The organism is Candidatus Oleimmundimicrobium sp. (genome assembly GCF_030651595.1).
GTDB lineage: Bacteria > Actinomycetota > Aquicultoria > UBA3085 > Oleimmundimicrobiaceae > JAUSCH01.
The window spans coordinates 1-18,606 of the sequence record NZ_JAUSCH010000129.1; the positions used below are offsets into that span (position 1 = coordinate 1).

Below are 18,606 nucleotides of genomic sequence, written 5' to 3' on the forward strand. Positions count from 1 at the left end.
AAAACGAAGCAAAAGAAGGGCGGCCGATCATTTTTTGACGGCTCCGAAATAACGGTTGTTCAGGTGCCTGCTTGCCAGCCTCGCCAGCGGCGGGCACGGCGGTAGGCACGGCAGAACTCGCTCCGATAAATCGGAGCTCAAACAGCTTCGGCTCATTTCCCTCACAATTTATTTCTCCCTGCCTGCCGGTAGGCACGGCGCCTAAAAATGATATGGCGTATAAAAAAGCGTGCTCATATGCTTGCCCGCCTGTGGAGGGCCTGCCCGCCTCTGGAGAGTCGCTATCTACTCGGCCCACGGGGTTTTAAAAACCAAAATATTTAAAAGCTCTTTTGATTTTCCTGGAGACTGGCAACTGATGGCTGTTTTTTGGAATTTGGCTAATTTTAGAAACTTTTGTTAAGATGATTATGGATTCAAAAGAAAGGAGATAGTCGTATGTCAGGACATTCAAAGTGGCATTCAATTAAGCACAAAAAGTCAAAAGAAGATGTAAAGAAAGGTAAAATATTTAGCAAATTATCCAGGTATATAACTGTTGCTGCCCGAGAAGGTGGAGGGGATATTAGTGGCAATTCTTCTCTTGCTTTAGCTCTTCAAAAGGCGAAGGATTACAATATGCCCGCTGCAAATATAGAACGGGCTATTAAAAAAGGAACAGGTGATCTTGGGGGAGCAGAGGCTTTCGAAAAAATTATCTATGAAGGATATGGGCCCGCCGGGGTTGCTGTTATGGTTGAGGCGATGACGGATAATCGGAATAGAACGGCTTCAGATATAAGAAATATTTTTTCGAAACACAACGGAAATCTTGGAACTACAGGCTGTGTGGCATGGATGTTTGATAGAAAGGGCGTAATTTTAGCAGGCAAAGATGAAAATATAGATGAAGACACCTTGCTTTCCATAGCTCTTGAAGCAGGCGCTGAAGATTTAAAAAACGAGGATGATCATTTCGAAATAATCACTGAACCGGTAGATTTAAATTCGGTTTGTGATGTTTTGAAAGATAAAGGTGTTAAATTTTCCTCCGCTACAATTACTATGCTGCCCAAAGATATGGTCAAATTAAACAAAGCGGATGCGAAAAAAGCTTTAAAACTCATGGATGTTCTCGAGGACCATGATGATGTTCAAGAGGTGTATTCAAACTTTGATATTCCCGATGAAGTAATGGATGAAATTGCGGCCGAATCCTAAATTGTTAACCGGAACATTGTTTCTAATAAATCTCGTGTTAAAATTGAATAAAACATATGTTCGAATAAGATATTCAAATTGTACAAAGATGAGGATTGCTTGTGATTATTTTAGGGTTAGATCCGGGGTTGGCTATTACCGGGTTTGGGGTTATTGATTGTAAAGGAAATAGACTAAAACCAATAAGCTATGGATGTATAAGAACCGAAGCTAAACTTTCTCTACCTGTTAGACTTGATAAGGTGTTTAAAGAGATGGAAATTTTAATTAACAAGTATAATCCACAAGAAGTGGCAGTTGAGAGTCTTTTTTTTAATTCTAACGCGAAAACAGTTTTTGCTGTTGGTCAAGCCAGAGGAGTAGCCTTATTGGCAATGGCCAGAGCCGGTTTGCCCGTTTCGGATTATACGCCACTTCAAGTGAAACAAGCCGTTGTGGGATACGGAAGAGCCGATAAATTGCAAGTTCAAAATATGGTAAAAACTCTTTTGTGTTTATCAGAATACCCGAAGCCGGATGACGCAGCCGATGCTTTAGCTATAGCGATATGTCACGCACATTCAAGGAAGATGAACAGAGTGGGTAATGAGGAGTGAGAAGTTGGTAAAAGATGGCAAATAGCTTATAGCTTATAGCAGATAGCAAATAGTGTTTTGTTTTAAACATTTTAAATTTTAAATTTCCGTGCCTACCGGCAGGCAGGCTGACAGGCAGGTAGTTTTACATTTTTCATTTTCATTTTTTCATTTAAAACGAGCTGGGGGCTGGAAGCTGACATGATTGCATATCTTGAAGGGAAAATTAAAGAAAAAGGGACAGATAAAATTGTGGTCGATGTAAATGGAATCGGTTTTGAAGTTTTTGTTTCAAGTAATTCTTTGCGTAATTTGCCTGAAAAAGGTGAGATAGCTGGTGTTCATACATATCTTCATGTGCGTGAAGATATTTTGCAGATTTTTGGTTTTAATTCTTTAGAAGAAAAAGAGATGTTTTTAAATTTACTCTCAGTATCAAAAATTGGTCCAAAAATTGCTTTGTCAATACTTTCTGCTCTTTCTTTGGATTCTTTGAGAAAGGCAATTATTATGGGTGATTTGGAAATGATAACCGCAATACCGGGGATAGGTAAAAAAGGAGCTCAACGGTTGATTCTTGAATTAAAAGAAAAACTTGAACTCCCTGATTTTTTTGAGAATATACCTGAGCAGGTTAATAATTCTGCTTACATTGAAGCAAGAGATGCCTTAGTTAACCTTGGCTATTCAACAATGGAGGCAGCTAAGGCACTAGAAGGGTGCCTTAATAAAAACAATCTTTCCGCTGAAGAAATGATAAAATTTGCCTTAAAGAAACTGGCAAAATGTTAATTGCGCGCTTTATTGGTAAAAAGTTTTTTTGATATAGGAGTTGTGCTTATGGAAGAAAGAATTTTATCTACAAATTTGACACCTGAAGACATTGAATATGATAAAAACTTGCGACCTAAAAGATTGGTTGAGTTTATTGGCCAGGGGAAAATTAAAGAACATCTGGGCGTGTATATTTCAGCAGCTAAAAATCGTAAAGAGACATTAGACCATGTTCTTTTATCCGGTCCTCCCGGTTTAGGGAAGACCACTCTTGCCGGAATTATCGCTAACGAGATGGATGTAAGCATAAAAGTTACTTCCGGGCCGGCTCTTGAACGAGCTGGAGACTTAGCAGCCATTTTAACTAATTTAGAAGTTGGAGATGTCTTATTTATTGATGAAATCCACCGCCTAAATAGAAACGTGGAAGAAGTTCTTTACCCGGCTATGGAGGATTTTGAGCTGGATATAATTATTGGTAAAGGGCCTAGCGCAAGGTCACTTAGGTTAGAAGTGCCTCGCTTTACTTTAGTTGGAGCAACGACACGAACAGGTTTAATCACCTCTCCTTTAAGAGACAGATTTGGGGTTGTTGCCCGGCTTGACTACTATACGGTTGAGGAACTTGAAGAAATTACCAAACGCTCTGGTTCAATCTTGGGAGTTAAGATTGATTCAGAGGGGGCACACGAAATAGCCAGACGCTCAAGAGGAACGCCACGAGTTGTAAATCGCCTGCTTAAAAGGGTTAGGGACTATGCTGAAGTTAAGTGTGATGGTATTATAAACAAAGATGTAGCCATGGAGGCCCTTTCATTTTTTGAGGTTGATAATAAGGGTTTAGATAAACTGGACCAAAGAATTTTAATGACCTTAATTGATAAATTTGATGGTAAGCCGGTTGGGCTTAACACACTTGCTACTGCTATTGGGGAGGAGTCCGATACTGTAGAGGACGTCTATGAACCATATCTCCTCCAACTTGGTTTTTTGATGCGTACCCCAAGAGGACGAATAGCTACCGGGAAAGCGTATGAGCATTTTGGAATTAAACCTAAAGAAGACAACCCCGCGCTATTTTAGAGAGTTAAAATTTACAGGTGCTCCGGGGGTTTAAAAATTGGGAGCTGAAAACTAATCTAAATCTTTGTTCTCCACTTTTTTAGTGTTCAGGCATCGGAGGTTGAAATGCATAGAAAAGAAAATAGAATTTTACTGCCTATGACTAAAAAAACGATAAATAAGAACCTTATCAAAATTATTTCTTCGTTGATTTCAAAAAATCAAGGCAAATTAACCGCCTTAGGAGTTGTCGAAATACCCAAAGATTTATCACTTAGTTATGGGGCTATTCCCGCGCGAAGGTTTAGGAAAATCATAAGTGATTTAGCCCAAACGGGGCAGTTAGAAAGAGTTGAAATGAAGACTTTGGTTGGAGTTTCTCACCAGGGGTGGCAGGAAGTAATTAATTCGGCTCAAAAAGAAAGGTGCAACTTAATCTTTCTGGAGTGGGATGGAAAAGGTGATGGAAAAAGGCGTTTTTACGGAACCACGATGGATGAAATTGCACAGAAAACTTCTAATGATATTGTAATTGTTAAACCCGGCAAGGGTGGGGAATTTAAAAAAGTACTTGTTCTTTTAAGAGGCGGGGTACACGCTAAGCTTGGTTTGAGTCTCGCAACTTCAATTGTCGATAAATTTGGTTCTTCTCTAACGGTTTTGCATATTTCAAGCACCGCTCCCAAGCAATTTCAAAAAGATAAAACTGCTTTAAAGAACTATTTAAAAAAGCAAGCAAGTTTTGCTGATAAAATAAATATCGTTTCTTTACCTTCTCCCGATACTGAAAAGACAATTCTGGATTTTGCCAAAGATTATGACGTTATTATAATGGGTGCTTCCACAAAAGACGGCAAAACAACTCCTTTTGGGCCAATATCTCAAAAGATAGCAAAAAATTTAGACGCGACCACAATTATCGCAATTGCCGGGGTCCCTTCGCAGTTACCAATTTTTGAGTCAGAGAAGAAGAGCGTTAAATTGCATTCGGCCAAAAAAGATATCTCTGAAGTCGTTGATAGATGGTTTGCGGAAAACACTTTTCACGCTGAGGAATTTTCAAATATCGAAGAACTTGTTGAATTAAAAGAAAAACAAGGGCTTACAATAAGTCTGGGCCTGCCAACATTAAACGAGGGTGAGACCGTCGGTAAAATAATACATACTATAAAAAGTGAACTTTACGATAAGCATCATCTTATTGACGAAATTGCCCTAATCGATAGCAATTCAACTGATGGAACGCAAGAAATTGCTCGTAAATTAGGAATACCGGTTCTTGTTGATAGTGAGATATTGCCTTCTCAGGGAGCAAAAAAGGGGAAAGGGGAGGCGCTTTGGAAAAGTCTTTATGCTTTAAATGGCGATATTATTGTTTGGATAGATACAGATATTAAGAACATCACTCCAAGTTTCGTATATGGATTGGTTGGGCCACTTATTAAATATCCAAGGATAAAATATGTAAAAGGGTTTTACCGTCGTCCCATAAAAGTTAGAGACACACTTCGCGAAACAGGCGGAGGAAGAGTTACTGAACTTACCGCGAGACCTCTCATAAACCTTTTCTTCCCGGAGCTATCGGGTCTTGTGCAGCCGCTTTCGGGTGAATATGCCGGAAGGCGAGAGACACTTGAGCAAGTTGGTTTTTACACGGGATACGGCGTTGAAATAGGTTTATTGATAAATATTTTAGAAAAATTTGGCTTATCTGTTTTTGGCCAAGTGGATTTAATTAAGAGGATTCACAGAAATCAAAGTCTTTCAGATTTAAGTAAAATGTCTTTTGCTATTCTTCAAGTGGTTATCGAATGGCTTGAGAAGAAAAATAAAGTGTATTTGCTCCAGGAAATGAATAAGTCAATGAAGCTTATTCATCGCGATCCTAAGAATTTTTATCTTGAAGTTAAAGAAATAGAAGATACTATGAGGCCACCCATGATTGAAATGCCCGAATACGTTGAGAAGTTTAAAAAATTATCGTAGATTAGTTTTTTCATTTTCTTGCTCGTCCTAAGAATTTTATTTTGTGGGCGGGCAACAGCTCTGGATTGCCTACAAATAACCCCCCTGGGTTTTAAAAGATAAAAACTAATGGCTTATAGGTTCGTCATTGCGAGAGACCGAAGGGAACGTGGCAATCTCATAGGTGGCTGATAGCTGGGGGATGTTTCCACTGGGATTTTAGAAGGGTTGTTAATTCCTTTGTTTTTGTGATGTTTTTTCGCTAATTCCACAACCTTAAACAACTGTGATAAACTAAATTAAATCCAGCTTAAGAAGGGAATCTTATGCGCACGGGTATTGCAAATCTACCGCTTCACGGTGGCAAAGCCCCCAGGTGGCTTTTTTCCAGAATGACAAAACTGGCAAGAGAAATAGCCATTGTAATTGTGACTGAGTTTGGGCCCGAGGAAATGCTTAGAAAGCTCTCCGACCCGTTTTGGTTTCAGGCCTTCGGTTGTGTTTTAGGTTTTGACTGGCACAGCTCCGGGGTAACCACTACTACTTGTGGTGCTCTTAAAGAAGGGATAAAAGATATCGGGCCTGATTTAGGATTGTTTGTTGCCGGCGGGAAAGGTGCAACTTCTCGTAAGACCCCAAGTGAAATAGAAAAAACCGAAGGATTTCTTGCGATTGACCCAAAAATCCTTATATCTACAAGCAAGATTACTGCCAAGGTAGATAACAATGCGCTTCAGGATGGGTATCAGCTCTATCATCACTGCTTCATTTTTACCAAGGAAGGTTCATGGGCCGTGGTTCAACAAGGGATGAATGAGGTAAATTTATACGCGAGAAGATACCACTGGCTGGGCGAGAAGGTTAATGATTTTGTAAATGAACCTCATTCCGCAATATGTTGTGATAAGAAAAATCCCTCTTTAAATTTAGTGGCCAAAGAAAGTGAGGAGGCAAGAGAAGTAACGGCCTCGCTTTCCAGGGAAAAGCCAGAAACCCTGGTCAAGGAGCTCAAAAGAATCAAGACACTTGAACTGCCTGCCCGTCATTCAGTAAAGGTTGGCGATATAAATCCTGATAGGATTGAGAAGATCTTTCTTAAGACCTATGAGAGGCAGCCCGAGGATTTTAAGACACTTCTTGCGATGCCGGGAGTTGGTCCCAAGACCATTAGGGCATTAAGTTTAATATCCGAGCTTGTTTACGGGGTTAAGCCGAGCTTTAAAGATCCGGTGCGCTATAGTTTTGCTCACGGGGGAAAAGACGGACATCCTTATCCGGTCGATAGGACTACATATGATAAATCCATAGAGATTTTGAGGACTGCAGTTTCACATGCTAAAGTTGGACGGGAAGAAAAACTGCAGGCTTTTAGAAGGTTAGGAAACTACGGTGGGTAGGAGTTAAAAATGGCAAAAATTCTTTTACATGCGTGTTGTGCTCCTTGTTTAATATATTCTTATGAAAAGTTAGTTAAAGAAGGCTATGAAGTAACCTGTTTTTACTATAATCCCAATACTCATCCCTTCAGAGAATACAAAGAACGGCTAAAGTCTGTTCGGAAATGCTGCGAGGAATTAAATATTCCTTTGATTGTTGGCGAATATGAACTTGAGGAATATTTTCGAAGAGTGGCTTTTCACGAGGACGAAAGATGCTCTATTTGTTATAATTTGCGTTTGAGGAAAACGGCCGAAACAGCTAAAAAGAACGGCTTTGACGCATTTACAACAACATTAACTATAAGTCCGTATCAATCGCTTGAGCTAATAAAAAAAATTGGAGACAAAATAGCTCACGAGGTTGGTGCTGATTTTTTGTTTAAAGATTTTAGGGAAGGTTTTAAGGAGAGTCACGAAAAAGCAAGAGAGATGGACTTATACATGCAAAAATATTGCGGATGCTTGTTTAGTGAATGGGAGCGTTATGGTAAAAAGAAATGAAAAATGGAGAATGAAAAAGTAAAAACTATAATTAAAAGTTAATAAAGTCTTCAGTTTTACATTTTTATTTAAGTCACTGCCGACTCCCGCTTGCCCGCCTCTGGCGGGACTAAGAGACTTCCGACTGATAGGGTATAGGGTAAAGTAGGAATTAGGATTAAGGAGCAATTGTACAGGTTAAGAGCTTAATCCTTATAACTTATTGCTTATAGCTGGTGGCTGGCGTCTGGCAGCTTATAACTGGCAACTTACAGGAGTTGCGCGTGAACTTTGAAACAATAGGAAAAATAATTTTAATATTTGCAATCGTGCTTTTTGTTATAGGCAGTCTTTTTTATCTTGCCGGGAGAGTTGGTTTCAAAGGTCTCCCCGGCGATATATTTTATAAAAAAAATGAGTTTAGTTTTTATTTTCCTATAGTAACTTGCATTGTCATAAGCATCATCTTAACTGTAATTATCAATCTAATCTTTTTTTTCTTAAGACGGTGATTTATGAAAACTTCTGATTTCAATTATTGTTTACCTGCTGAATTAATAGCCCAAAAACCTATTGAGTCCAGGGATAGTTCGCGTCTTATAGTTGTTGACAGAGGCGTAAATAAAATTGAACATAAAACCTTTAGAGATATTGCTGAATTTTTGCAAGCAGGAGATTGCCTTGTCATAAATGATACGCGCGTTCTTCCGGCTCGGCTTAAGGGAGTAAAAGATAAAACCGGGGGCAAGGCGGAAATTTTTCTTCTCACCGAACTTAAAGAGGGTCGTTGGGAGGCGCTTGTTAAACCGGGGCGTCGGCTTCAACCGGGCACGAAAGTTATATTTAAAGATGGAATTTTAATTGGAGAAATTGAGGGCCGTCTTTCTGGTGGTAAACGAATTGTTCGTTTTGAATATGAGGGAAATTTTAAGGAAATTTTAAAAAAAGTTGGCGAAGTTCCTCTTCCGCCTTATGTGCATCGTAGTTTAAAAGAACCGGAGCGTTATCAAACTATTTATTCTAAGGAAGAAAAATCGGTTGCTGCTCCCACTGCCGGTTTGCATTTTACGCCTGTTTTTATGGATGAGCTTAAAGAAAAGGGAGTTCGTTTCGCTACTGTAACATTAGAAGTTGGGTTGGATACATTTCGTCCGGTAAAAACGGAAAATATTGAAGAGCACGAAATTCACAAAGAGCGCTTTAAGTTAACCGAAGAGTCGGCTGATATTATAAATAAGACAATTTTGAAAGGAAAAAGAGTGGTGGCCGTTGGAACTACCTCGGTTAGAGTACTGGAATCATCCGCGATACAGAGTCAAAAGAAAAAATATGTAGTGAAAGCGGGTGGAGGGGTTACGGATTTGTTTATTTATCCGGGATATGAGTTTAAAATAGTGGATGCTTTGATTACAAATTTTCATCTTCCTAAATCAACGTTGTTAATGTTGGTTTCGGCTTTTGCGGGGCATGATTTAATTATGAGGGCTTACAAAGAAGCAATCGATAAAAAATACCGGTTTTTTAGTTTTGGCGACGCGATGCTCATTATTTAGTTGATAGTGGGTAGTCGGTAGTGGTTAGTTGTTGGCAGAGAAGAAAGAAGAGAATTTAAAAAATTACTCCCGACTCCTTACTAACGACTCACGACTTAGTGGAGGTTCTATGGCTTTTGATTTTAAACTAAAACATACAGATAAAAATTGTGGCGCGAGAGCCGGTAAGATGATTACCACGCATGGTATAATTAACACTCCTGTTTTTATGCCGGTTGGAACCAGGGCGGCGGTAAAAACAATGTCACCCGATGAGCTAAAGAAAATCGGCGCTCAAATAATTTTATCCAATACTTACCACCTGTATCTTCGACCGGGACACAAACTCATAAAAGAGGCGGGCGGCTTGCATAATTTTATGAGTTGGAATAAACCGATTCTTACTGATAGCGGAGGGTTTCAGGTTTTTAGTCTCGGAAAAACACTCAAGGTTACTGATGAAGGTGTAAATTTTAAATCGATAATTGATGGCTCTTCTCATTTTTTAACTCCGGAGATGGCAATTGAAATTCAAAATGATTTGGGGGCGGATATTATCATGGCCCTGGATGAGTGTCCTCCTTATCCCTCAGAAAAAAAACATGTTAAAGAAGCAGTCGAACGGAGTTTGCAATGGGCAAAGCGTTGTAAAAAAAGTCATCACTCTGAGGAGCAAGCACTTTTTGGAATAGTTCAGGGTGGAGTTCATCGAGATTTAAGGGAATATAGTGCTCAAAATACTGTCGAAATAGATTTTCGCGGATATGGAATCGGTGGTTTCAGCGTAGGAGAACCCCATGACTTGATGCTCGAGGTACTTAACGAGACCGTTTCTTTTTTACCTAATAATAAACTGCGTTATCTTATGGGAGTCGGTAATCCCACGAGTATTTTAGAAGCGATAGGTTTAGGTATAGATATGTTTGATTGTGTGCTACCCACCCGGATTGCTCGCAACGGAACTGTATTTATTTCAACCGGCAGGCTTAATATTAAAAACGCGCTTTACGAAAAAGATTTCGGGCCATTGGACTCCAATTGCGATTGTTATGTTTGCCGGAATTTTTCAAGGGCTTACCTTAGGCACCTCTTTAAAATTGGTGAAATCTTGGCTTTAAGGCTTCTAACGTGGCATAATCTTAGTTTTATCTTTAATTTAATGGACCATGCTAGAATTGCGATACAGGAAGATTCATTTTTGGATTTCAAAGCATTGTTCAACGAGCAATATCAGAGATAAATTAAAGAATAAAGGAATTTACTTAAAATTGTTGAAGAAAAAAACTTAATATCTTTAATTTAAAGGAGTGGTTAGTTTGTCACAGTCTACAATGTCTTTTGCCTACATCATTTTTCTTATTGCGATTTTCTATTTTTTGTTAATTCGTCCCCAGCAACTAAAAGCGAAACAGCACAGGCAACTTATTTCCGCGTTAAAGGTGGGAGATAAGGTTGTTTCAACTGGTGGTGTCTACGGAGTTATAAAATCCATTACGGACGATACCGTCTCTTTGGAAGTTGCCGACAAAATTGTAGTTAAGTTTGCCAGGAATTCAATTGCTCAAAAAAAATAATTTTCTTGCTGAATTCTCTAATTTTTGTTACTTTTTAACTCATGTTATTAAAAGATAAACTTATGGAAAATAGAATAACTTTAGATGATTTGAAGAAAAATGAGTCTGTTGCTATATATTTAGAAATGGCTGATAAGTTTACGGGTTATATGGGCTATACCGAACATGGGCCCAGGCATGCAAATTTAGTTGGCCATATAGTCCACAATATTCTTAAGCGGTTAGGCTATCCGGAAAGAGATGCTGAGCTTGGAGCTATGGCCGGATATCTTCATGATATAGGGAATGCTATTAGCCGTCAGAACCATGGTGTATCTTCGGCTATTTTGGCAAAAGATATTCTTGAAAAGATGGATATGCCCAAAGAAGAAATTGGGTTAATTATGAACTCGGTAGGCAATCACGAAGAAGAATACGGGTGGGCAACTCATCCTTTAGCTGCTGCCTTGGTTATAGGAGATAAAGCTGATGTTCATCGTAGCCGAGTGCGGGAGAAGGATAAGAATAAGGTAGACAGAATTGGTGATATCCATGACAGAGTAAATTATGCTGCCGAAAAATCCTTTTTAAAAGTAGATTCTGAAAAAAAGACAATTACTCTTGAAATTAAAATTGATACGAAAATTAGCAAAGTGATGGAGTATTTTGAAATATTTTTATCTCGTATGATCATGTGTAGAAAAGCGGCCGAGATTTTAAATTGTCAATTTTGTTTAGTAATAAATAATGTGCAACTTTTATAGCTGAGGGGGATAAATTTGCGTTCCAGAACCAAAAATATACTTTCATTGTCATTTGTTTTTATATTAATTTGTATAGCAATTTATTCTATAGTTCCGCCTGCTGAATCTACTAAGTTGGGATTGGATTTAAAAGGCGGCTTAAGCGTTTTGTTAACCGCGAAAGGAACTAAAGAAGCTCCAATTACCGAGGACTCTATGGAGCAAGCTATGCTTATCATTCGGGAGAGGGTTGACAAGCTTGGAGTGTCTGAGCCACAGATTCAAAGACAAGGGTCAAACAATATTTTAGTTCAGCTTCCGGGGATAGAAGATCCGCAAAAAGCTTTAGACATTATTGGAAAAACCGCTCTCTTGGAATTTAAACCTGTTGTTTCCCAAGAAGAAGATAAGATAATGCTTGGCTCGACGCTAATGACCGGAAAGGCACTTTCTGATGCTTCCGTTGGATTTGACGAGTTTAATAACGCAAAGGTTGAAATGAAGTTTACGGCTGAAGGGGCAAAGAAGTTTGAGGAGGTAACAGGAGAAATAATTGGCCAACAACTGGCCATTGTGTTGGATGGTGCCATAATGTCAGCCCCAACAGTTCAAGCAAAAATATCCGGGGGAAGCGCGGAAATAACCGGAAATTTCACAGTTGATGAAGCCAAAAGTCTCGCGCTCGTTCTCCAAACAGGGGCGCTTCCTGTAAATCTTGAAATCTCTGAGAATAGGGTTGTTGGGCCCACACTTGGAAGAGACTCCTTAAGAGCTGGATTGATTGCTGGAATTATTGGTTTAATGTTAGTCGTGTTATATATGATTATTTATTACAGAGGGTTAGGGCTTATTACAACGTTTGCTCTTATTGTATTCGGTACATTGTTCTGGGGTTTAATTGCCATTATCGGGAAAGCATTCATGTGGACTTTAACTCTTCCCGGAATTGCCGGAATGATTTTAAGCATAGGTTTAGCGGCAGACTCCAGTATTGTTATTTTTGAGAGGTTTAAAGAAGAAGTAAAGGGCGGCAGAACAGTGCGTATGGCTGCCGAAACCGGTTTTAGTCATGCAATTAAGACTATGCTTGACGCGGACCTCGTGACGCTGGTAGCGGTAATTTTTCTCTATCTTTTGGCGATTGGTCCTGTTCGAGGGTTTGCTTTTACTCTAATTATAGGAGTTTTAATTGATCTCTTTACCGCGTTTTTCTTTACTCGCCCCATGCTTATTTTGATGGCACAGTTTAAGTTTTTTAGTAATCCTCTGCTTATTGGGGCAAAAAGGGAGACGAAATGATGAAGCTAAATTTGATGGGACGAAAAAAGGTTTGGTTTACTCTGTCCGGCATTGTGATATCGATAAGCGTTATTGCTGTTTTAATTCTTGGAATTAAGCCGGGGATAGACTTTAAAGGCGGAACATTTCTTGATATTAAATTTGAAAAAACGACCACAGTTTCTAATGTTCGCGATGTTCTTCGAAAATATGATTTAGCTGACAGTGTTATTCAGCATTCGGAAGAAAATGAATTTCTTATCCGTTCTAAAAGAATTGAGCAAAAAACACAGGGGGAAATTCTTAAAGACTTTGAGAAAAATTTTGGAATAAAGGAAGTTCGCGATATTCAAAATGTTGGCCCGGGGTGGGGAGCACAAGTTACTAAAGGGGCGTTTCTTGCTCTTGTGGCATCACTTATAACAATTTTAATATATATAAGTTTGCGTTTTGAATATAAAATGGCATTTTCGGCGGTTGCCGCTCTTTTTCACGATGTTATAATTGCCGTTGGATTATATGCTTTATTTGGCAGAGAAGTAACGCCAAACACAATTGCGGGTCTTCTTACAATTCTGGGATATTCGCTCTACGATACTATTGTTGTTTTTCACCGGATTCGTGAGAATACTAAATATTTAGGCAGGAAAAGATATTCGGATATGGTCAACGATTCTGTAAATCAAGTTTTTATGAGATCCATAAATACATCTTTAACTTCGTTGTTGCCTGTAATTTGTTTGTTGATGTTTGGCGGCGAGACATTAAAGGATTTTGCTCTGATTCTTGCCATCGGCTTAATTGCGGGAACTTATTCTTCAATTTTTATTGCCAGTCCTATTCTTGCTATTTGGAAAGAACGTGAACCTAAGTATCGTCCCTCAAAAGCTTAATTGAATAAGTTGGGATATATGCTCGACATCAATAAATTGATGTAAGATATTTATTAGTGCCACAAACCAATGGTTTATCCGGACTGCATGTAAGCCGCGTCTACTTGTTCACTCTCATAGTGCGACCCGCAGATGTTCGAATCTCCTTCGCTTAACGGAGTGTTCGTACTGGATGAAATCTATGAAGAAATTAGGAAATATGCTTTTTACGCACTCGATTATCCAAAGCAACTGCACGAAATATTAAATCAAGCAAAGGATGGAGAATTTCAAATAAGGTATAGGCATATTGGTTTGGAAAAGCTATACTCTAAATTAGATATTTTGGCCGCGAGTTTAGTGATTTCTGCCATTATTATTGGTTCGGCTCTATTTGCGATACGTTTGGATAATAGCGCTTTTAATATTGCTTGGTTTGTCGTTGTGGTGTTTTTGGGGGTTTGGGTTATATCAGTGATTCTTAAATCCGGAAAGTCTTAAAGGAGAAATAAAAATGCAGTGGATTTTAATTCTTATTCTAATCTTAATCCTTGGAGTTACGTTGTTTGCTATTGAAAACGTGGCTATTATTAGCATTTCTTATTTGTTTGGGCAAGCCAATGTGTCTTTAGCTCTTGTTATCGTCGTATCTGTCATAGTGGGTGCTGTTTTAGGGATACTTGCTAGTTTGCAAAGTATATGGAAAGTCAAGGCTCAGCTCAGGGGACAGAAGAAAGAACTGAACGACCTCAAGAAAGAAATTCAGGAATCCAAAGAAACGGAACCTGAAGTTACAGACTAATCTTGCTTTACGTGGGAGGAGCGGGTGCCACCGAGCAAATACTCATTTTCTGGTAGAAAAATATGGAAAACCTCAATACCTCATTCTGAGGTATGTAATTTACTCTCTAAAGAACTCGGTATCTCCAAGATTGTTGCCGGCCTTCTCGTAAATCGAAATATTACTTCATCTGAAGAAGCGAAACTATTTTTATATCCTTCTTTATCTCATCTCAACAATCCCTTTTTAATGTCAGGAATGTCGCTTGCGGTAAATCGAATAAAAACAGCCATCTCAAAAAATGAAAAAATAACTGTTTACGGTGATTTTGATGTTGACGGGATTACCAGCACGGCTCTCGTGGTTTCGGTGCTGAAAAAACTTGAGGCAGATGTTAACTTTTATATTCCAAGTCGCTTTGAAGAGGGTTACGGCTTAAATAAATCGGCTTTAAAAAAATTGGAAGAGGCCGGCTCCTCTTTAGTCATAACCGTAGACTGCGGCATTACGGCTATAGAGGAAGTTGATTACGCCTCAAAGATTGGCTTAGATATTATCATAACCGACCACCACTTGCCCGGAGAGAACATTCCTAAAGCATTGTCGGTGATAGACCCCAAGCAAGATGTCCGCGTGCCGGATACCGGTCTGCCAGCCTGCCGGCAAGCACGGCGATATCCTTATTCGGAACTTGCGGGCGTGGGAGTTGCTTTTAAACTTGTTCAAGCGTTGTGTGAAGACTTGAATGCTGACATAAAGTTTGATGATAATCCAGAGGATTATCAGCTTTTGACTGATAATCTGGATTTAGTTGCTCTTGGAACCGTTGCCGATATGGTCCCTTTGTCGGGAGAAAACAGAGTAATTGTAAAAAATGGTTTAAAAATTTTAAACGCGACAAAAAAGCCGGGCTTAATTGCCCTTAAAGAAGTTTCGGGTCTAAATGATAAGGAAATTACAGCCGGACAGGTTGGGTATTGGCTGGCTCCTCGCCTGAATGCCGGAGGCCGTATGACGAATGCCGGCAAGTGTGTTGAATTGTTATTAACCGAGGATATTGAGTTTGCGAAAAAAACTGCTAAGTATTTAGATGAAAAAAACAAAGAAAGACAGTCGATAGAAGAAAAAATATTAAATCAAGCCCTTGAAATGGTTGAAAAAGAAGTAGATTTGGATAAAGAAAAGGTTATAGTCTTGGCGTCTGAGAATTGGCACGAAGGGGTTAAGGGAATTGTTGCGTCGAGACTGGTTAATAAGTATTTTCGTCCAACAATCCTTTTTAGCATTAAAGGCGATAAAGCTAACGGCTCAGGAAGAAGTATTTCAGGGTTTCACCTTTTTGATGCTTTAACTAAGTGTGATGAGTTTTTGGAGCGCTATGGTGGCCACGCTTGCGCTGCCGGCCTTTCGCTTTCGGCGAAACATCTCGGTTCCTTCAGAGAAAAAATAAATCAAATAGCAAGTGAAACGCTCGATGAATCTGACTTGATTCCTAAATTATCCATAGACTTGGATTTACACATCTCTCAAGTTGATAAAACCTTATTAAAAGAGATTGAGTTGCTCTCACCTTTTGGCATCGGAAACCCAACTCCGGTTTTATCTTTAAAAAATACCTTATTAAGCAATTTGAATTATGTTGGGGATGGAAAGCATTTAAAATTTTCAGTTATCGGAAATGGAACAAGCATCTCAGGTATCGGTTTTAATTATTTAAAGGATTATCCAAAGGATAGTTTTGAAAAAGATTATCAGCCGGTAAATGTCGACTTGGCGTTTACACTCGATAAAAATAAGTGGAACGGCCGGGAAGAATTGCAGTTGAAGCTGGTGGATTTAAAGATTCTTAAAGAAGCAACGAAACTGCCTGCCATCGGAGGCAGGGATGATTTTGTTGAGAAGCTGTTTGCCGATGCGTCTGAAATAATCAAGGATGAGGATTATAAAAATATAGGTGACGCGGATTCTTTCTACTCCAAAGTTGCCGGAGTTACATTTGAGGGGCGCCAGGCTATTTTAGCAAACCTTGAAGCGGGAACTCGTTTAGATTTAATACGTGAACCGGATAATCCGCATGACGAAAACGCAATTCGCGTAGATGATGAGAATGGAAATAATTTGGGCTACATAAAATCGGCAATGGCTAAACATCTTGCTCTTGTTATGGATTCGGGCTGCGAATACGAGGGAAAAGTTACTGAAGTTACCGGAAAAGAGGCGGATAAACATCTTGGCGTAAATATTTTGGTCAGAAAGAAGAAGATTGATGGGGCTATCGAGCAGGGAGCTGTATCATTGGTGCCCGAAGAACTCAAAAATCTCGATAAACCAAAGCTTGTAAACGAACTTGCCAAAAGATTTTTAAATGGAAATAAATTGCGCGAGAAGCAGAAAGAAGCGCTTGGAAATTTGTTACAAGGAAAAAATTGCTTGGCGATTATGGGCACGGGCAGGGGAAAGTCGGCAATATTTCATATTTTTTCTGCCATTGAAGCCATCAAGGATAACAAAATTTCAGTTATTTTATATCCTTTAAGATCTCTCATAAATGACCAGCACTGTTATTTAAAGCAGGTTTTTAGTGAAATTGGTTTAAACGTTGTTTTCCTTTCCGGTGATGTGGATTTTGATGAAAGAGAAAGTATTTTTGCCGCGCTTGCTTTGGGAGAAGCTCACGTTGTTTTAACTACGCCGGAGTTTATCTATCATAACAAGTTTGAGTTCGATAAATTAAAGAAGAGGATAGGTTTTTTGGTGGTTGATGAGAGTCATCATGTAAGTACGTCTTCTCAGCTTCACAGGCCGCTCTATGGCCGGTTAAATGAAGTTATAACCTCGATGGGAAATCCTTTAGTTCTTGCTATAACAGCTACGGCCGGAGAGACGGTTGCTCCAACTATATATAAAACATTGGGGATAGAAAAGGTTGTTATCGACCCGAACGTGAGGAAAAATTTAAGATTAATTGATAAGAGAGGGATAAGGAAAAAAGACTTTTATATAAAAGATGTCATAGCTCAACAAGAGAAGTCAATTATCTATGTGAACAGCAGGGAACAGAGCGTTAAAATTGCCTCTGCGCTTAGAGAATCCGTGCCTCATCTGAGAAATAAAATCGTCTATTATAACGCGGGTATGGATTCAAGCTTGAGGTGTGAAGTTGAAGAAGGGTTTAGGAACGGTGATTTCTTAACGGTGGTATCCACGAGCGCTTTTGGCGAGGGGGTAAATATCCCGGATATCCGCAACATCTTTCTTTATCACATGCCCTTTAGTTTTATAACTTACAATCAACAGAGTGGCCGAGCAGGCAGAGACGATGAAGAGTCAAATATCCACGTTTTGTTTGGTGAGAAGGATGCCAAAATAAACAGGTTAATTCTTGAATCTATGGCTCCCTCCAGAAAAGAGCTGGTTAACCTTTACAGGGCTTTGAAGAATATTTCAAAGGGGTCGCCCGAAGGGTTTGAGCTTACTAATAAGGATATTTTAAGCGAGGTTGAGATTTTCGGCAGAACTTTTTTAAATGAAAAAGGTGTGTCCGCCGGTCTCAAAATATTTAGAGAATTGGGTTTAGTTGAGGTTTCCGGAAATGGCCTTTCGAGACGAATTAAGCTTTGTGGTTCAAAGGAAAAGCTGTCACTCTCCGATTCAATCAGACATGAAGAAGGGCAAGACGAAAAAGCGCTGTTTAGTGAGTTTAAAAAGTGGGTTTTAGAAAGTTCGGAAGAAGATTTGCTCTCCATGATAAACCAGCCAATTTACCCTAAGGACTGGTTGGAAGGTTAGTATTATAAACCACCGGTTTAATCGGCCTGCCTGCTGCAGGAAGGTTGCCCATAAATAACTCACCGGGTTCTAAAAAGCAAAAAATAATGACTTTTGGCATAGCTGGTCATTGCGAGTGACCGAAGGGAGCGCGGCAATCTCGTAAATAACTGGTCACCATTAGCTTTTGGTTGGCAGTTGATAGTATGATTGTTAATTGTGTTTTGTTTTAAACATTTTTAATTTTAAAATATCGTTTTTCATTCTTATTTTTTCATTTAAAAAAGGTATCGGGCATGGAACGTTGTATATTACGAAATAATGCGTATTTTATGGAATTATCCAAAGGATAATCGTCCTCTGGACGACATTTATGGATTTTAAAGCATTTTATCTACAATTTTCGGGAATTTTTAGAGGGAAACTCTATTCTGACTTGAATTTTAACTGTAGATTGTGGAATTCGGTATATTAATAAGTTATGCCACCTCAAGCAACAAATCCAATACTTTCTCATCTATCGGATTTTTGGTAATATACTCTCGGATGGGTTCGAAGATAGTCCTACTGGCCCCACCATCATA

The 18,606-nt window shown here is 39.1% G+C and carries 17 protein-coding genes; all 17 read left to right on the forward strand.

Annotation, left to right across the window (positions count from 1 at the left end; all coding sequences use genetic code 11):
- The first annotated feature begins 438 nt into the window (after positions 1-438).
- The 17 genes from Q7U95_RS07395 (at position 439) to recJ (ending at position 18,043) form a co-directional block, all read left to right on the forward strand.
- Positions 439-1,200, forward strand: a complete 762-nt coding sequence (locus Q7U95_RS07395; protein ID WP_308753255.1) for a YebC/PmpR family DNA-binding transcriptional regulator — start codon at positions 439-441, stop codon at positions 1,198-1,200.
- Between the two features lie 101 nt (positions 1,201-1,301).
- Positions 1,302-1,796 (forward strand): crossover junction endodeoxyribonuclease RuvC, encoded by a 495-nt coding sequence (gene ruvC / locus Q7U95_RS07400; protein WP_308753257.1) that lies wholly within the window; start codon positions 1,302-1,304, stop codon positions 1,794-1,796.
- Positions 1,797-1,976: 180 nt separating this feature from the next.
- The gene (gene ruvA, locus Q7U95_RS07405; protein ID WP_308753259.1) at positions 1,977-2,567 is read left to right on the forward strand and encodes a Holliday junction branch migration protein RuvA; all 591 of its coding nucleotides are present in this window, start codon (positions 1,977-1,979) and stop codon (positions 2,565-2,567) included.
- A gap of 48 nt (positions 2,568-2,615) precedes the next feature.
- Complete coding sequence (ruvB, locus tag Q7U95_RS07410) at positions 2,616-3,632, forward strand: Holliday junction branch migration DNA helicase RuvB (protein WP_308753261.1); 1,017 nt, start codon at positions 2,616-2,618, stop codon at positions 3,630-3,632.
- A 105-nt stretch (positions 3,633-3,737) separates the two neighbouring features.
- A complete protein-coding gene (locus Q7U95_RS07415; protein ID WP_308753263.1) occupies positions 3,738-5,597 on the forward strand; it encodes a glucosyl-3-phosphoglycerate synthase in 1,860 nt (619 codons plus the stop codon).
- A gap of 305 nt (positions 5,598-5,902) precedes the next feature.
- Positions 5,903-6,973: a DUF763 domain-containing protein gene (locus Q7U95_RS07420; RefSeq protein ID WP_308753265.1), complete on the forward strand. Its 1,071-nt coding sequence runs from the start codon at positions 5,903-5,905 to the stop codon at positions 6,971-6,973.
- Between the two features lie 9 nt (positions 6,974-6,982).
- The gene (locus Q7U95_RS07425; RefSeq protein ID WP_308753267.1) at positions 6,983-7,516 is read left to right on the forward strand and encodes an epoxyqueuosine reductase QueH; all 534 of its coding nucleotides are present in this window, start codon (positions 6,983-6,985) and stop codon (positions 7,514-7,516) included.
- A gap of 263 nt (positions 7,517-7,779) precedes the next feature.
- Positions 7,780-8,007, forward strand: coding sequence for a DUF2905 domain-containing protein (locus tag Q7U95_RS07430; protein ID WP_308753269.1), 228 nt, complete (start codon positions 7,780-7,782; stop codon positions 8,005-8,007).
- Positions 8,008-8,010: 3 nt separating this feature from the next.
- A complete protein-coding gene (gene queA, locus Q7U95_RS07435; protein WP_308753271.1) occupies positions 8,011-9,048 on the forward strand; it encodes a tRNA preQ1(34) S-adenosylmethionine ribosyltransferase-isomerase QueA in 1,038 nt (345 codons plus the stop codon).
- Positions 9,049-9,157: 109 nt separating this feature from the next.
- On the forward strand, positions 9,158-10,267 hold the full coding sequence (gene tgt / locus Q7U95_RS07440) for a tRNA guanosine(34) transglycosylase Tgt (RefSeq protein ID WP_308753273.1): 1,110 nt from the start codon (positions 9,158-9,160) through the stop codon (positions 10,265-10,267).
- A 76-nt stretch (positions 10,268-10,343) separates the two neighbouring features.
- Entirely contained in the window at positions 10,344-10,601 is a 258-nt protein-coding gene (yajC, locus tag Q7U95_RS07445; protein WP_308753275.1) for a preprotein translocase subunit YajC, read from the forward strand.
- 62 nt (positions 10,602-10,663) lie between these two features.
- A complete protein-coding gene (locus tag Q7U95_RS07450) occupies positions 10,664-11,344 on the forward strand; it encodes an HD domain-containing protein (protein ID WP_308753278.1) in 681 nt (226 codons plus the stop codon).
- Positions 11,345-11,359: 15 nt separating this feature from the next.
- Complete coding sequence (gene secD, locus Q7U95_RS07455; RefSeq protein WP_308753280.1) at positions 11,360-12,622, forward strand: protein translocase subunit SecD; 1,263 nt, start codon at positions 11,360-11,362, stop codon at positions 12,620-12,622.
- Entirely contained in the window at positions 12,619-13,494 is an 876-nt protein-coding gene (gene secF, locus Q7U95_RS07460; protein WP_308753282.1) for a protein translocase subunit SecF, read from the forward strand. The genes secD and secF overlap by 4 nt, the downstream gene beginning before the upstream one ends.
- Before the next feature lie 132 nt (positions 13,495-13,626).
- A complete protein-coding gene (locus Q7U95_RS07465) occupies positions 13,627-13,974 on the forward strand; it encodes a hypothetical protein (RefSeq protein WP_308753284.1) in 348 nt (115 codons plus the stop codon).
- 13 nt (positions 13,975-13,987) lie between these two features.
- The gene (locus Q7U95_RS07470; RefSeq protein WP_308753286.1) at positions 13,988-14,275 is read left to right on the forward strand and encodes a LapA family protein; all 288 of its coding nucleotides are present in this window, start codon (positions 13,988-13,990) and stop codon (positions 14,273-14,275) included.
- Positions 14,276-14,299: 24 nt separating this feature from the next.
- Positions 14,300-18,043, forward strand: a complete 3,744-nt coding sequence (recJ, locus tag Q7U95_RS07475) for a single-stranded-DNA-specific exonuclease RecJ (RefSeq protein ID WP_308753288.1) — start codon at positions 14,300-14,302, stop codon at positions 18,041-18,043.
- The last annotated feature ends 563 nt before the right edge of the window (positions 18,044-18,606 follow it).